The sequence below is a fragment of the Bacillus sp. JJ1474 genome, assembly GCF_036965225.1.
Taxonomy (GTDB): Bacteria; Bacillota; Bacilli; order Bacillales; family Cytobacillaceae; genus Cytobacillus.
The window spans coordinates 1-15,184 of record NZ_JBALPC010000229.1 but is presented as its reverse complement, the minus strand read 5'-3'; the positions used below and the strand labels follow the sequence as shown (position 1 = coordinate 15,184).

Sequence of the window (15,184 nt, the reverse complement as noted above, 5' to 3'; positions counted from 1 at the left end):
GTAATTCCTTCAATTATATGGAGTTTACGGGTAAGGAAGAATTCTATTTTCCCCGATTAATCCTTTACTTCGCTATGATTTTTTACGTGTATTATTCCGGAATCGTAACACAAATATATTTACAATCAAAGAAAAAAACAATTGATAAAACCCCATAAGTAAACGCTTGGATTTCATTTCACCCAAGCGTTATTTGTAAAAATTGCATTGTTATATGATTGGTTCTGTCAACACAGCCCGTTAGTTAGTGGGAAAATTCATTTCTACTAATTTTTTCACCGACGGAATATCAGCCGGAGCCCAATCTAGTGTACTCAGTTCATTTGGCTCTACCCATCTGATCTCCTTATGTTCAGTGAGTCGCGGCTCCCCTTCTTTCAGTTTGCAGGCAAAAGTCGATAAATGAACGATACCAAAATCATACTTATAAACCGTATGATCAATTTGCCCGCCAATTTCAATTTGGCAATGAATTTCCTCCTTAATTTCCCGTTTTAGTGCTTCCTGCGGTGTTTCACCGACTTCTATCTTGCCTCCGGGAAACTCCCATTTGTACGGTAAAATTCTATTTGCTCCTCTTTGTGCACATAAAATTTTTCCATTAAGTATAATCACGGCGCCGACTACATATATATCCTTTTTCATTTAATCCCTCCATCAGAATTGATTTTACCATTTAATTTAAGATGAAGATTTAAAAAACAAAAAGCCGTCATATTGACGACCTGAGATTCAATCATTTTTCATTGAAAACTTCAATAAATTCCTGTATGTTTACAACACTGAATTGATATTGTCCGTTCAAATTAAACAACCGCTTTTAAAATCATTCGAAATTAGAAAATCCGCACCATATTTAATAGCACAATGAGCAAACATTAAACCCGTTTTATCCTTGATTTCTTCTATAACTTCCTCTAGAACAACTATACAACTAGAATCACTTTCTTCCATTACACTTTTTAAATATTCTATTTTCCTTTCAATCGAAGCCGTATGTGATATGTTCCAATTAATTACGGGCATCCTTTAATATCCCCTGCAGAATCGGATAACCATTCTTTACCTTGATTTCCGCAATTAATCGACCTTCTCTAGCATCTTGTTCTAACTGTTTCCCAGTGTTTTCTTCTAAAAAGTATCGTTCAACTGGAATGTCGATGTATACAACTTTCTGGGAGTTTTGATCATCCCAATCGGAATAGGATAAGTAAGGACTCATGATTCCTTTAATGTAAGGGCTGGAGGATGGTTTTTTCTCTGTTATGATTACTGCTTCGTGGATCCCTGATTGTTGGTTTAATTCTAAAACAATGTAAACAGATGTATCTTTATAGTCTTTGAAGGAATGACCGTTACTCTCTAGTTTAGATTGAAGCTCCTTATCTAATAATGTTACAGGTAACCTCTCTATTTCAAATTGCAAATCTACGTAATCTCCATAGAACAAATCTCTTGGGTCAAAGAGGACTGTTTGCAGATAAATTGTTTCCCCAAAAAAGGTTGTTAAAAGCGGTTTTACTGTCATCCCTAACAAGATGATGACAGGAATGATTAGCGCAAGGAGAAATTGTTTATTCTTTGAAAGTTGGATCATTCTTTTTCCCTCCCTTTCTTGTTCGCTCAAACCAAATACCTAGTGCGATCAAGAGAATCCCGCCAATAAGGAATGCGATTGATTTGTTCATGAATTGCAATGATAAGTCTACATAAAAACGCAGGATAAACACACATACAATGGCTACCCCGAATAAATTGCCTTTACTTGCCATTGATAACGCATAGATGCTATATAAAACTCCTATTACAATACAAGGGATTAAGGCCTTTGTATCAGTTGTTGCCCATTTAGGGAAACTTACTTCCCACAAGAAAGGGATTGTTAGCATAATTGCTGTTATAAAGTGCAAGGCTGAACCGATTACTATCATGGGTAATTTATAATTTGTATGCCAAATGTGCGTATACGCCAGGCCAAGTACAAATAAGAAGATGAGCAGCAAAATAATATTTTCTATTTCATAGAATACAAAGACTGTTACGATTGCTTGAATGACCATTAAAGTGTTGATAGAAAATAAAATGATAGACTTGTTTAGGAACTTGTGACCTACATAGAACAATGGTGGTATTAATACAATGAATATCCAAGGGAAAGATGCTGTTTCTGCAAGAGTTCGGAAGTAGAAATGCGTTTGGATAAATTGATATAAAATAAACATGTTAACCACTAGCATAATTTTTCTGCTTTTTTTCATGATATAATGCCCAAATAAGAATAAGAGAGGAATAAGAAAGATGGCTAGATACCACAAATCACTTTCGTAATGGATGAACTTCAGTTCGATAAATACATAAATAAATATTAAACTGATAGCTTTTAATATTTTATCTTTACAATAGAACGCTAACGGAAGAGTTCCTAACCCCCACCATATGAAAGTATTTTCTGCTTTGCCTCCTAAGTGAAATAGTTGTCCTATGTAAAATAACTCTCCACCAAAAGCAAATACCCCAATATAATAGAAGGCTTTGGCTATATACGGTCTCTTATTTTCTAATAGTCTGGCTGTAATAAAGAAACCAATTAAGATTGCGAGCAATGAGACATATTTTGTACTGCTTGTCATATTAGACCAGTTACTTGCTATAAAACTTAAAATACCTAATCCGATAAGCAATGCTCCAATTGTTAAAAGGATGGAAATCATGTTGATTTTTTTACTCGGCTTTAATGCTTCATTGGGATACTCATAAAGTGCAATCAATTTATCTGCTTGGCCTTCTTGAAGGTTACCTGTTGACTCTAAATACTTGAATTCGTTCTTTAGGAAGTCGTATGACGACCTGTGTATGACTTTCTTCAAGTTCTTTACCCCCAGTTATTTCTTCGTGTTCTAAAAATCTATAACCTTTGTTTAGATTTATTCAAAAGTAACCATCCCATTCACTTATTCGCCAACATATATTAATTTTTCATTACAAATCTCAATATAATTACACTAGAAATCGACTTTTATATCAAAGCATTCTTTTGTCATGTGGAACATTCTTTAGAGGGAAATTAGTGTTAAAAATTTCAACTACTTATTCTAAACAATTTCATCCTTGTTTGGGAGAGGGACATGCCCCCTCGTCCCTTCCATACTTGAAATTACTCTCCAAGTTCAAAACCATTTACAAAATAATTCAACGTCTCAAGCTCATCCTCATTCAAGTCTCGATTGACAATCGATTGATAGGCTATTTTTATTTCATCATATCGCCCTTCGAATTGTTCGGTTAAACGGGCCATATTCCTTAACAATTTGGCCTCTAGCTGATATTCGTGTTTTGATACAGGTTTCCAATGAGACAGGATGTAGGTTTCTGCATCAAATTGGTCGATTTTGTCCAAAAGTTGAAGTGTCCGTATTACTGTCATATTTCTTTTACTAGCATAAAGGTTAGCGTAAATTGCATCCCCCAAAAACAATATTTTTTCTTCTTTTATATAAATGATGACAGAGTCTTGAGCATGATCGCCGCCAACATGCTCAATTTGACAAGTGACTTCGCCCAGGTCAATGTCCATTCTTTTTTCAAAAGTTACTTCCGGAAGGGTTATCTTAATATCCCTCTCGCTTCCAAACTCTTTCTTTATAGCACTTGCGCAAAATTCAATCTCCACACCAGACTTCACCCGTTCATCCAAGGCAGCATCAGTCCATTCGAACGAAACGAGCTTTTCTAGTTCATCTTTCGTTTGTTTGGAACCAACAGAAATCATGTCTAATGCAGACAATCCAAAAATATGATCCCAATGCCAATGTGTAAGCACTACTAAACTTGGCTGAGGGATATGATTCTTTTCTAACTCGCTAAGAAAATACTTCGCATGTGCTTCTGAATTGCCAGCGTCTATCATTAAAGACCGTTTATCCCCAATTACCACACCTAAAATTGGCCGATCAGTCTCCGAAACAGGTGTTTGATACCAAAACCGATTACTGATTTTCTCTAAAGTTTGCATTTGTACTCCTCCTACTCTTTTTGCCTTTTTCAAATAATCTTATTATACAATTTTTTCCCCAGTAGGATACGAAGTTTAAAGTAATCGTTTTTTTAGCAAAATAGATCTGGCAATTGTATAGTAGATTTATATTAATAATAAAGTCCGAATACATATGAAAGGATTTTACTGATGAATCATTACGATACAGATGAAAACAAAGATAAATTCGAAGAACCGCCGTTAGAGGATTTCTTGCCAAATGAAGAAGATGAATGGTTACGAGAAAAACAGAAAAGGCGAAATATAATTGTAAAAAGGACCATTTCCGTTGGTGTAGCGATTGCTTTAATAGTAAGTCTGCTTCAAATTTGGCCGCAAGTCTTTAATCTATCATCGATAAATTTTTTACAGAAATCAGCTGAACTATCGAAACAGGAAGAGATTCAGAAGTATAAAGAAGCCGTTGTTACTGTGCACGACCAGCATTCCAAAGGAACTGGATTCAATATATCTGAACATGGGTTAATCATTACAAATCATCATGTTGTCGATAACATGTATCCAATAACCGTCACATTCTCGAACGGAGACATTTTCCAAGCCACCATTTTACAATCCTACCCCGACATTGATCTTGCCTTTTTACAAATCGATGGGGAGCAATTACCCGCACTTTCTTTAGGTCAGCCTAATACATGGGCTGTTTCCGATCAAATTTATGTGATTGGCAATCCGCTTTTACACAATCAAATTGCGATAGATGGAGAAATACTTGAAGGATCAGATAAAAATGGAGTTCTTATGCTTTCATCCCCTATATATAACGGAAACAGCGGAAGTCCTGTTATCAATTTAAAAGGAAATGTGATTGGAGTTGTTTTTGCATTATCTACGAAGGATCAAATAGGACTTGCCATTCCGATTGAGAAGATGCTGGAGAAGTTACCTGAAGGGTATTAAATTTGTGCTTCGATGCTTTATAAAAGAATTTCTGATTAAGCAGCAGTGAGACTATTTCTAATGATTAGTGTGAAAGGCTACTCACCTTGAAATGTTCATCCAGCACGGCTGCTTGGACTTTTTCAGCGCTTACCTACCTTGAAATGTCCGACCAATACTGTCTCTTGGAGATTTTTGAATACCTACATACCTCATATCTTGAATACCCGCAGACAGCTCCTGGATCTTCAAGTAGCCTTAGCAACTTGCAATTCACTTTCTCACGTAAATCCTGTGATGTAAATACTCAAATGTAAAAAAACACTTATCACATAAAAAAGTGCGCTGCTTTTCATGCAGCGCACTTAATAGGTAATAGAACTAAAGTAACTCATTTTCTTTTGTTTAGAACTTATTATTAAAATGTCTTTGTTTAGTTCTGATTTTCCCTTTATTAATGTGTCTTACACTTATCGTAAAGACCTTTTTCCTTCAGTACCTTAATCAATGTTTCTCCCATTACAGAAGGTGTATCAGCAACTTCAATTCCGCATTCATTCATGACACGGATTTTTTCATCTGCAGTACCTTTACCGCCTGAAATGATGGCTCCAGCATGTCCCATACGTTTTCCTGGAGGTGCTGTACGACCGCCAATGAAACCAACTACAGGCTTCGTCATATTCGCTTTTACCCATTCAGCAGCCTCTTCTTCAGCCGTTCCGCCAATTTCCCCAATCATAATAACTGCATAAGTTTCTGGGTCTTCATTAAACGCCTTTAACACATCGATGAAGTTCGTACCGTTAACAGGGTCGCCCCCGATACCTACAGCAGTCGTTTGACCGATTCCAGCTTGAGTTAATTGATGAACGGCTTCATATGTTAGTGTTCCAGAACGTGAAACAACCCCAACATGTCCTTTTTTATGAATGTAGCCTGGCATAATCCCAATTTTACATTCATCTGCCGTAATAACACCCGGGCAGTTAGGACCAACAAGACGTGTTTTCTTGCCTTCCATGTAGCGCTTTACTTTTACCATATCCAACACAGGAATATGTTCAGTAATACAGATGGCTAAGTCAAGCTCTGCATCAACAGCTTCTAGAATCGCGTCTGCTGCAAATGGAGCTGGTACATAGATGACAGAAGCAGTTGCGCCTGTAGCTTTGACAGCTTCAGAAACAGTGTTAAATACTGGTAAGCCTTCTACTTCAGAGCCACCTTTACCTGGAGAAGTTCCTCCGACAATTTTTGTACCGTATTCTAGCATTTGTTTTGTATGGAAAAGTGCTGTTGAACCAGTAATCCCTTGGACGATTACTTTTGTATCTTTGTTAATAAATACACTCACGATAATTCCCCTTTCTGGTTTCACGTAACTTAAGCTTTTCAGTTATTACCCTACTAATGAAACGATTTTTTGTGCGCCATCAGCCATAGATTCAGCTGCAATGATTTCAACGTCAGACTCAGCAAGGATTTTCTTGCCTAAATCCACATTTGTTCCTTCTAAACGTACAACTAAAGGCACCTTTAACCCTACTTGCTTTGCAGCTTCCACTACACCTGTTGCGATAACGTCACATTTCATGATTCCGCCAAAGATATTGACAAAAATACCTTTTACGTTTTGATCGGAAAGAATGATTTTGAATGCTTCCGTTACTTTCTCTGCTGTCGCACCGCCCCCAACATCAAGGAAGTTAGCTGGATCGCCGCCATAGTGCTTTACGATATCCATTGTGGCCATCGCAAGACCTGCACCATTTACCATACAGCCGATATTGCCGTCTAATGAAATATAGCTTAAGTCATACTTAGAAGCTTCAATTTCTTTCGGATCTTCTTCTTCTAAGTCACGTAATTCTAGTATATCTTTTTGACGATACAGAGCATTTGAGTCAAAGTTTAACTTTGCATCTAATGCCATGACTTTTCCATCGCCAGTAACGACAAGCGGATTAATTTCTGCAATAGAACAATCCTTCTCGATATAAGCTTGATATAAGCCCATCATAAATTTAACAGCCTGTCCAACTAGCTTAGTTGGAATATTGATATTAAAGGCAATGCGACGAGCCTGGTATGGAGTTAAGCCAACAACTGGATCAATTTCTTCCTTAAAGATCTTTTCGGGTGTCTTTTCAGCTACTTCTTCAATTTCAGTACCGCCTTCTTCAGAAGCCATAAGAACAACGCGTGAAGTCGCACGGTCCAAAACTAGTCCAATATAATACTCTTTTTGAATATCACAGCCTTCTTCAATGAGAAGTCGCTTGACTTCTTTCCCTTCAGGCCCTGTTTGGTGTGTCACAAGTGTTTTTCCTAAAATCTCAGCCGCATACATACGAACTTCTTCTAAATTTTTAGCAACCTTAACACCGCCAGCCTTTCCTCGGCCTCCAGCGTGAATTTGTGCTTTCACCACACATACATCAGTACCTAGTTCTTTTGCTGCTTCTACTGCCTCTTCAACTGTAAAAGCGACTTTACCGTTCGGAACCGTAACTCCGTATTGTCTAAGGACTTCTTTTCCTTGATACTCATGGATATTCATTGTTTTCCTCCTCTATTTTAGAAAGCCTTGTTTTTATGCTAGGAAGCTATTCAATGAATCAAATGATAGCTTCCTTTTTTCCTATTATCAAAAACCATAGAGTGGTCATCAGCTATCACTCCTGATGCCCGTTGCACCTTGACAACCCGTAGAGTGGTAATCAGAATGCGCTCCTAATGCCCATTTCACCCTTCTAAAAGTAATTTTTCTGGGTCTTCGAGAAGCTGTTTCACTCTTACTAAAAAGCCGACTGCTTCTTTTCCATCAACAATGCGGTGATCATAAGAAAGAGCGATATACATCATTGGTCTAATTTCGATTGTTTCATTATTTATCGCAACAGGTCGGTTTTGGATTGAATGCATGCCTAAAATTCCTACTTGTGGTGCATTTAATATAGGTGTTGATAATAATGAACCAAATGTGCCTCCATTTGTAATGGTAAATGTTCCACCTTGCATATCGGCTAATGTAAGCTTAGAATCTCTAGCTTTCTTTGCTAAATCTCCAATTTCTCTTTCAATTTCGGCAAAGTTTAAACGATCGGCATCTCTTACAACAGGAACGACTAATCCTCCCTCAGTAGAAACAGCAACTCCAATATCATAGAATTTTTTCGCAACGATTTCATCGCCCTGAATTTCTGCATTCAGTAAAGGATAAGCTTTAAGCGCACCTACAACTGCTTTCGTAAAGAAGGACATGAATCCTAATTTCACATCATTTTGTTTTAGGAAATCATCTTTTCTTTTCTTTCTTAAATTCATAATCGCGGTCATGTCAATTTCATTGAATGTTGTTAACATAGCCGCTGTGTGCTGAACTTCTACTAGACGTTTAGCAATTGTTTGTCGTCTGCGAGTCATTTTTATTCTCTCGACTGGTTTGCTATCAGAAATAGTTGGCTGTTGTACTGCCGGTGTAGCTGCTGGAGCTGGTTTTGCAGCAGGCGCTTGTGTTGATGGCTCGAAATTAGATACATCTTGTTTACGCACCCTGCCTAATGGATCAGATGTCGCCACTTGATTTAAATCAATGCCGTGTTCTCTCGCATATTTTCTTGCAGCAGGAGAAGCAACTACATCACTTGAAGCAGTAGGCGTTGGCTCTGATTTTTCTTCGGCAGCTTCTTTTGGTTCATTTTGACCGCTTTCAGAAGTTGAAGGAGCGCTGCTTTGGCTGCCTTCGCCAATAATCGCAACCGTTTCTCCTACATTGACAGTTTCACCCTCTTCTTTCAATTTTTCTTGAAGGACTCCATCGTACTCAGAAATAATCTCTACATTTACTTTGTCTGTTTCAAGCTCAAGTATATAATCACCTTTTGCGACCGTTTCACCAGGCTGCTTTAACCATTGTGCAATGGTACCCTCTGTAATCGATTCTGCTAATTCAGGAATTTTAATCTCTGCCATTTGTCTGCACATCCCCTTTTGTAAATGTCTAATTCTATAAACTTACCTTTTCTTTTGCCGGTGTTAAGACATTGTTAATAATTCTTTGTTGTTCTCTTTTATGAATGAGCGGGTCTCCTTCAGAAGGACTCGCCATTTCCGGGCGGCCGTTATAGGAAACTTGAATATCATTTGGCATCAGCTGTTGTAAGCGTGGAGCGATATATGTCCATGCGCCCATATTTTTTGGCTCTTCTTGAGTCCAGATGACTTCTTTTAGATTTTTATATTTTTTTAATAGATTCTTAATTTCCTGTTCAGGGAAAGGATATAATTCTTCGATTCGAATAATATCAAGCCAGTTGTATTGTTCAACATCTGTTAAAGTATCAGATAGCTCAACCGCTAAGCGGCCAGTAGTAAATACGATTCTCTCCACTTGTTCTGGTTCTTTGCCTAGACCTGGCTGCTCAACAATCGGCTGGAATTCTCCATTCGTGAATTCTTCCAGGTAAGCTGCGGCTGAGGCATGGCGTAATAAGCTTTTCGGCGCCATTAAAACAAGTGGCTTCACCTCATCTGAAAGCAGCATGGCTGCCTGCCTTCTTAAAATATGAAAATATTGAGCGGAAGAAGAAAGATTCGCTACAGACCAGTTATTCTCAGCAGCAAGCTGGAGAAAACGTTCTAATCTTGCACTTGAATGTTCAGGCCCTTGACCTTCATAGCCATGTGGCAATAACATGACAATCCCTGATGTTTGTCCCCATTTCGCTTTCCCAGCTGAAATAAACTGGTCAAGAATAATTTGTGCTCCATTTGCAAAATCTCCAAATTGCGCTTCCCATAACACGAGTGTTTCTGGCGAAATCACATTATATCCATATTCAAAGCCTAAAATGGCCGCTTCAGATAAAACACTATTATGGATAGCAAAAGATGCATTTGAAGTACTCAATGTATGCATTGGGCTATATTTCTCTCCCGTTTTTTCATCTGACAGCACGATATTCCGATGGGAGAAAGTTCCACGCTCAGAATCTTGACCTGTCAGCCTGATCGGAGTTCCATCCTTCAAAATAGACGCGAAAGCTAATGCTTCTGCATGTGCCCAATCAATTTTCCCTTTGTTATTAAAAACATCAAGCCTGCGCTCTAATATTTTTTTCAGTTTTCCAAACACATTGAATTTTTCCGGCCACTCTAAAAGCTCCTCATTAATTTTCGTTAAGGACGCCTTATCAACGGTCGTATCTACTTTTGTCACCTGTTTATTTTCAAATGACAAAATCTCCTCAAGATTCATAACTTCTTCTTGGTTTTTATTCATATTTTCATAGGCTTTTGAAAAATTTGCCAAAGTATTCGTTTCAATGGCAGCTATTTGCTCTTCCGCTAAGGACTTTTGATTTAAAAGCTGTTGCTTATAAACAGCCGTTATCGTTGGATGTTTACGAACGATTTGATACATAACTGGATTCGTAGCCATTGGTTCATCCATTTCGTTATGACCAAGACGTCTGTATCCAATTAAATCGATCAATATATCTTTGTTAAAAGCTTGACGATATTCAAATGCCAATCGAATGACGGATAAAGCCGCCTCAGGAGCATCTGCATTTACATGGAAAATCGGGATATGAAAACCTTTCGCCATGTCGCTTGAATATCTTGTTGACCGTGAATCTTCACTTTCAGTAGTAAAACCAATCCGATTGTTCGCAATAATATGAATGGTTCCCCCGGTTTGATAAGCAGCTGTACTTGAATAGTTAAGGGTTTCAGCTACAACTCCTTGTCCTGGAAAAGCAGCATCCCCATGTACTAAAACAGCTAACGCTTTTGTGACATCCTGTTTCGGATATCCTTTTTCAGAGCGATCCTCTTGAGCTGCTCTTGTATAGCCTTCTACTACTGTTCCCGCAATCTCTAAATGACTTGGGTTATACGCTAATGTTACATTAATTTCTTTATCATTGATTCTTCTATTCTTTACAGCACCAGCATGATACTTTACATCACCAGTTGTACTTAATGTTCGATTTCGATCGAAATCATTTGGCTCCCATTTCGAATGCTGGAATTGTGAGAAAATCGCTTCATATGGTTTTTCTAACACATGGGCAAGTACATTTAGCCGCCCTCTATGTGCCATAGAAATCATTACATCTTGCATTCCATCCTCTGCACCTAAAGCAACGATTTCATTAATAGTAGGAACTAATGTTTCCAAGCCTTCAACAGAAAAACGCTTTTGTCCTACATATGTTTTTTGAATAAATTGCTCAAAGCCCTCTGCTTCATACAAATTTGTTAGTAGATCAGATTTTTGATCTTCCGTTAATTCATTATTAAGAAAACCATTTTCTATTTTGCTTTGCAGCCAATTTCTCTCTTCAGGCTCAATATGCTGAATTTCAACCCCAACAAAGCCCGTATATACTTGTTTTAGATATTGAATGGCTTCTAAACCATCAGATATTTTGCCGCTCATTTCCGGACAAATCATTTCTGCCGGAATTTCTCTTACATCATTTTCTGTTAGCCCATAGGTAGACAAAGAAAACATATCTGTTGCTTCTTGCTTCTCTAATGGATAAATATCTGCTTGTAAATGGCCCATTGTACGAATGTTTTCAGCTAATTTTAATACATTTACAAGAGCTTTCATTTTATTTAACACAAGTGAAGGCGATACGTTTTGCTGAGGCTTCTCGGCATTGTTACCACCTTGCATTTCAGGAGCTCCCCATTTTGCAAACAATGCTCTTAAGCTCTCATCTACTAAAGTCATATCTTCTAAATACACATCATACTGTTCTAATAAATAGCCAAGATTCGGGCCATGGAAGTCACTCCATGGATTTCCAGTAAATGTTTCTCGCATCTATTTTCCCTCCTAAAATTGTAGGCAAATAGTTTTACAATTTATTTAACTAAAATGGCAAATATACTGTTCTTTTATAGTAATCCAACCCATTGCCAATAAGTTAAGCTGAAAATGATAATTAAGATATAGCCAATGATTGTAATTGGAAGACCGGATTTTAAAAGATCTTTTGATGTAAATGTGCCTGTTCCATATGCAAGCATATTTTGTGGCGCACTTACCGGTAATAAGAAACCAAAGCTAATCACGAATTGCTGAATTAATACTAGACCTGGTCCATTAAAAGATGTTGGCTCCATCGCGACAACAAGGGCAATAACAATTGGGATAAAAGCTGATGATAAGCTTGTTGCACTTGCAAATCCTAAATGAATTAAGATGTTAAATAAAGATAGAATCATAATAATGTATACAAGCGGCATACTTGTTAAGCCTAAAGCTTCTAATGTAACCGATGATAGCCAACTTGCACCTTGTGTATCTAATAATACTGTTCCAAGTGAAATCCCGATGGCGAAAACGATTAAAGTGCCCCATGGGATTTTTTTCTCAACATCTTTCCATGTATAAATGCCTATTCCAGGTAAAAGCATGATCGCTACAGCAATCAGAGTAACTGTGGTTGAATCGAATGGATGAAGAATCCCCTCCGTTGACCAGAAGAGCAATAATAATACTGAAATAATAATTAGTTTTAATTCCTTAGAAGACAGCTTCCCTAATTCTGCCAACTTATTGGCAATGACTTCTTTACCACCTTGAAATTCTGATACTTCAGGCTTGATGAGTTTAATCATTACAAAGAATAGAACGATTGACATTAGCAAGGACCATGGTGCAGCATAAAGGAACCATTCACCCCAAGTGATATTTATATTAAATGCTTTTTCCATAAATCCTAAGGCAACCATATTTTGTGCTGCACTCGTTTTGATCCCTATATTCCAAATGGAGATGGCCTGAACAGCCGTAATCATCAATAAAGCCGCGAATCTACTGTTTTTCTGCAATCCGAATGCAGCAATAATTCCCATCAGAATTGGGACGGTTGTACCAGCTCGTGCTGTTGCACTTGGTACGAATAAAGCAAGAACGATACTAACAAGAATAGTTCCAATGACTAGGCTGGTTGTTTTCGTTCCAACCTTAGACATAATGAATAGCGCTGTCCGCTTATGCAAGCCTGTTATTTCCATTGCTGCTGCAATGAATAATGCTCCTCCGACAAGCCCAACTGCTGATGAGCTAAATCCGCCTAAGGCCAGTTTCAAAGCTCCTTGACTCGTATATAGTGTTGAAGGATCATCGATTTTCGGAGCTAAACCAATAGAAAGCGTAATAAGACCAACAATCATGGCGGCGCTTACAGGAAACGATACAGCTTCTGTCACCCAGAGAATGACCGCCAAAGCCAATATAGCGAGAGCTCTTTGACCAGCGACTGGCAGACTTTCAGGATTTGGAAGCAAAATAATAATGAAGAAAGCAGCAAATGCTAGAATAATGGATACCAATTTTTTCTTGTCCAATTGAAATCCCCCCTTATTTTTCTACAATATTATTGTAATATACAACTCTATCATGAAAACGTTTTATAAAGTTTCGAAACGCTTACATTAGTTACATAAGTCGAATGTATGAATAACTTTCAAACAGGCATTTCAAAGGAAAAGCTGCCAATGACAGCTTTTCTTATATTATTTTACGATATGGATAGGATTTCCTAATGCCACTTCTGCTGTTTCCATGACAATTTCTCCAAGCGTTGGATGGGCATGGATGGTTAAAGCAAGGTCCTCTGCTGTTAAACCAGCTTCTATTGCTAAGGCAATCTCTGCAATCATATCCGAAGCATTCGGACCGATAATTTGTCCCCCAATAACCATGTCATTATCTGCTCTAGTAATAAGCTGGACAAATCCTTCTGTTTGATTGAGAGCGATGGCTCTCCCGTTAGCAGCGAATGGAAACTTGGAAACATTCGTATCAATTCCAGCCTTTTTAGCACTTTCTTCAGAATGACCAACAACCGCAATTTCTGGCTCTGAAAATACGACAGCAGGAATGCATGTATAATCTACAATAGCTTTCTCTCCAGCGATCGCTTCAGCAGCTATTTTCCCTTCATAGGAAGCTTTATGAGCAAGCTGTGGACCTGACACGATGTCCCCTATCGCATAAATGTGAGGGACTGAAGTTCGGCATTGGTTGTCAGTTTTGATCAAACCCTTTTCACCTATTTCTACACCGGCCGCTTCTAAACCGATCTTATCTGTATTAGGTTTTCTACCGACACTCACAAGCAAATAATCCGCTTCAAATACTCTTTTTTCACCATTAATTTCACAAGTAACCTCGACACCATTTTCTGTTTCCTTGGCACCTTCTACGATTGCCTTCGTAAAGATGTCAACACCTTTTTTCTTAAGATTCCGTTTGACAAGAGAGGTTGCTTTTTTATCGATGCCATTAAGGATCTCACTTTGCCCTTCTAATATTGTCACCTTTACACCAAAATTAGCGTAAGCACCGACCAGTTCTACACCAATCACACCGCCGCCAACAACAACTAAGCTTTTAGGAATTTCTTGTAAGTTTAGTGCACCTGTCGAGTCAATAATTCTATTAGAAAATTTCATAGTTGGAAGTTCAACAGGACGAGATCCTGTTGCAATAATCGCATTTTTAAAGCGAATGTTTTTTTCGCCTTCTACACTATTAATCTTTACAGTATTAGCGTCCACAAATGTAGCTGTCCCCTTCTCAATTTCCACTTTATTCCCTTTTAGAAGAGCTCCAACTCCACCTGTAAGCTTGTTGACAACGCTTTCTTTGAATGCCTGAACTTTTGAGAAATCTACTTCTACGTTAGGTACAGAAAGACCAAATACATCTAAATTCTGTGCTTGATGAAAATGATGGCCAGCCGTTATCAATGCTTTAGATGGAATACAGCCTACATTTAAACAAACACCGCCTAGGTTTTCTTTTTCTACAATTGTTACTTTTTGTCCGAGCTGTGCAGCACGAATCGCTGCCACATATCCCCCTGGTCCTGCTCCAATTACAATTGTGTCAGTTGAATGAAGATCATTTCCCTTCATTTTTCCCCCTCCTAGTTGTTCGAATGATCATTATGAGCGATATCTTCATTATGAAAAACTTCAATGAAAAGCCTTCCAATACTATTAATGTCAAAAGTAAGATTTCACTCATGTAAATAATGAATAGAATATTCTTTCCCTCTTAATGTAATCATTAAACTGTTTTTTTACTATATTACGAAAGTAAAGTAAGTAAATTTGTAATTATTGAAACTAACAGTATTCCCAATAGTTTGCTCAGTATTTCACTTATTTTAATTACATAAATTTCGTTAATTTAAATATATTCTTAATTAAGTC

General features: G+C 37.7%; 12 protein-coding genes. 1 reads left to right on the top strand and 11 read right to left on the bottom strand.

Going from position 1 to position 15,184, the window contains the following annotated elements:
* Positions 1-240: 240 nt before the first annotated feature.
* From V7164_RS22890 to V7164_RS22870, 5 genes are all read right to left on the bottom strand, one after another.
* Entirely contained in the window at positions 241-645 is a 405-nt protein-coding gene (locus V7164_RS22890) for a (deoxy)nucleoside triphosphate pyrophosphohydrolase (protein ID WP_335355322.1), read from the bottom strand.
* A 156-nt stretch (positions 646-801) separates the two neighbouring features.
* Positions 802-1,026 carry a hypothetical protein gene (locus V7164_RS22885; RefSeq protein ID WP_335355321.1) on the bottom strand — a complete coding sequence of 75 codons (225 nt, stop codon included), beginning with the start codon at positions 1,024-1,026 and terminating at the stop codon, positions 802-804.
* Entirely contained in the window at positions 1,013-1,597 is a 585-nt protein-coding gene (locus tag V7164_RS22880) for a GDYXXLXY domain-containing protein (RefSeq protein WP_335355320.1), read from the bottom strand. Before V7164_RS22880 ends, V7164_RS22885 begins: the two co-directional genes overlap by 14 nt.
* Positions 1,575-2,867: a DUF2157 domain-containing protein gene (locus V7164_RS22875; RefSeq protein WP_335355319.1), complete on the bottom strand. Its 1,293-nt coding sequence runs from the start codon at positions 2,865-2,867 to the stop codon at positions 1,575-1,577. The genes V7164_RS22880 and V7164_RS22875 overlap by 23 nt, the downstream gene beginning before the upstream one ends.
* A 287-nt stretch (positions 2,868-3,154) precedes the next feature.
* Positions 3,155-4,012 (bottom strand): MBL fold metallo-hydrolase, encoded by an 858-nt coding sequence (locus tag V7164_RS22870; protein WP_335355318.1) that lies wholly within the window; start codon positions 4,010-4,012, stop codon positions 3,155-3,157.
* Positions 4,013-4,183: 171 nt separating this feature from the next.
* Between V7164_RS22870 and V7164_RS22865 the strand changes: the two genes are divergently transcribed.
* Positions 4,184-4,954 (top strand): S1C family serine protease, encoded by a 771-nt coding sequence (locus V7164_RS22865; RefSeq protein ID WP_335355317.1) that lies wholly within the window; start codon positions 4,184-4,186, stop codon positions 4,952-4,954.
* A 433-nt stretch (positions 4,955-5,387) separates the two neighbouring features.
* Here the strand turns inward: V7164_RS22865 and sucD are convergent, their stop codons facing one another.
* The 6 genes from sucD to lpdA all read right to left on the bottom strand — a co-directional run bounded on the left by sucD (position 5,388) and on the right by lpdA (position 14,884).
* Entirely contained in the window at positions 5,388-6,290 is a 903-nt protein-coding gene (sucD, locus tag V7164_RS22860; protein ID WP_335344679.1) for a succinate--CoA ligase subunit alpha, read from the bottom strand.
* A 45-nt stretch (positions 6,291-6,335) separates the two neighbouring features.
* On the bottom strand, positions 6,336-7,496 hold the full coding sequence (sucC, locus tag V7164_RS22855) for an ADP-forming succinate--CoA ligase subunit beta (RefSeq protein ID WP_335355316.1): 1,161 nt from the start codon (positions 7,494-7,496) through the stop codon (positions 6,336-6,338).
* A 185-nt stretch (positions 7,497-7,681) separates the two neighbouring features.
* Entirely contained in the window at positions 7,682-8,911 is a 1,230-nt protein-coding gene (gene odhB, locus V7164_RS22850) for a 2-oxoglutarate dehydrogenase complex dihydrolipoyllysine-residue succinyltransferase (protein ID WP_335355315.1), read from the bottom strand.
* Positions 8,912-8,945: 34 nt separating this feature from the next.
* Entirely contained in the window at positions 8,946-11,777 is a 2,832-nt protein-coding gene (locus V7164_RS22845) for a 2-oxoglutarate dehydrogenase E1 component (protein ID WP_335355314.1), read from the bottom strand.
* A gap of 74 nt (positions 11,778-11,851) precedes the next feature.
* Positions 11,852-13,309 carry a DASS family sodium-coupled anion symporter gene (locus V7164_RS22840; protein WP_335355313.1) on the bottom strand — a complete coding sequence of 486 codons (1,458 nt, stop codon included), beginning with the start codon at positions 13,307-13,309 and terminating at the stop codon, positions 11,852-11,854.
* 168 nt (positions 13,310-13,477) lie between these two features.
* Positions 13,478-14,884: a dihydrolipoyl dehydrogenase gene (lpdA, locus tag V7164_RS22835; protein WP_335355312.1), complete on the bottom strand. Its 1,407-nt coding sequence runs from the start codon at positions 14,882-14,884 to the stop codon at positions 13,478-13,480.
* Positions 14,885-15,184 lie beyond the last annotated feature (300 nt).

Bases quoted from the DNA above. Each gene is read 5' to 3' on its own strand.
- V7164_RS22890 (WP_335355322.1), bottom strand. From the start codon at position 645: ATGAAAAAGGATATATATGTAGTCGGCGCCGTGATTATACTTAATGGA.
- V7164_RS22885 (WP_335355321.1), bottom strand. From the start codon at position 1,026: ATGCCCGTAATTAATTGGAACATATCACATACGGCTTCGATTGAAAGG.
- V7164_RS22880 (WP_335355320.1), bottom strand. From the start codon at position 1,597: ATGATCCAACTTTCAAAGAATAAACAATTTCTCCTTGCGCTAATCATT.
- V7164_RS22870 (WP_335355318.1), bottom strand. From the start codon at position 4,012: ATGCAAACTTTAGAGAAAATCAGTAATCGGTTTTGGTATCAAACACCT.
- V7164_RS22865 (WP_335355317.1), top strand. From the start codon at position 4,184: ATGAATCATTACGATACAGATGAAAACAAAGATAAATTCGAAGAACCG.
- sucC (WP_335355316.1), bottom strand. From the start codon at position 7,496: ATGAATATCCATGAGTATCAAGGAAAAGAAGTCCTTAGACAATACGGA.
- odhB (WP_335355315.1), bottom strand. From the start codon at position 8,911: ATGGCAGAGATTAAAATTCCTGAATTAGCAGAATCGATTACAGAGGGT.
- V7164_RS22845 (WP_335355314.1), bottom strand. From the start codon at position 11,777: ATGCGAGAAACATTTACTGGAAATCCATGGAGTGACTTCCATGGCCCG.
- lpdA (WP_335355312.1), bottom strand. From the start codon at position 14,884: ATGAAGGGAAATGATCTTCATTCAACTGACACAATTGTAATTGGAGCA.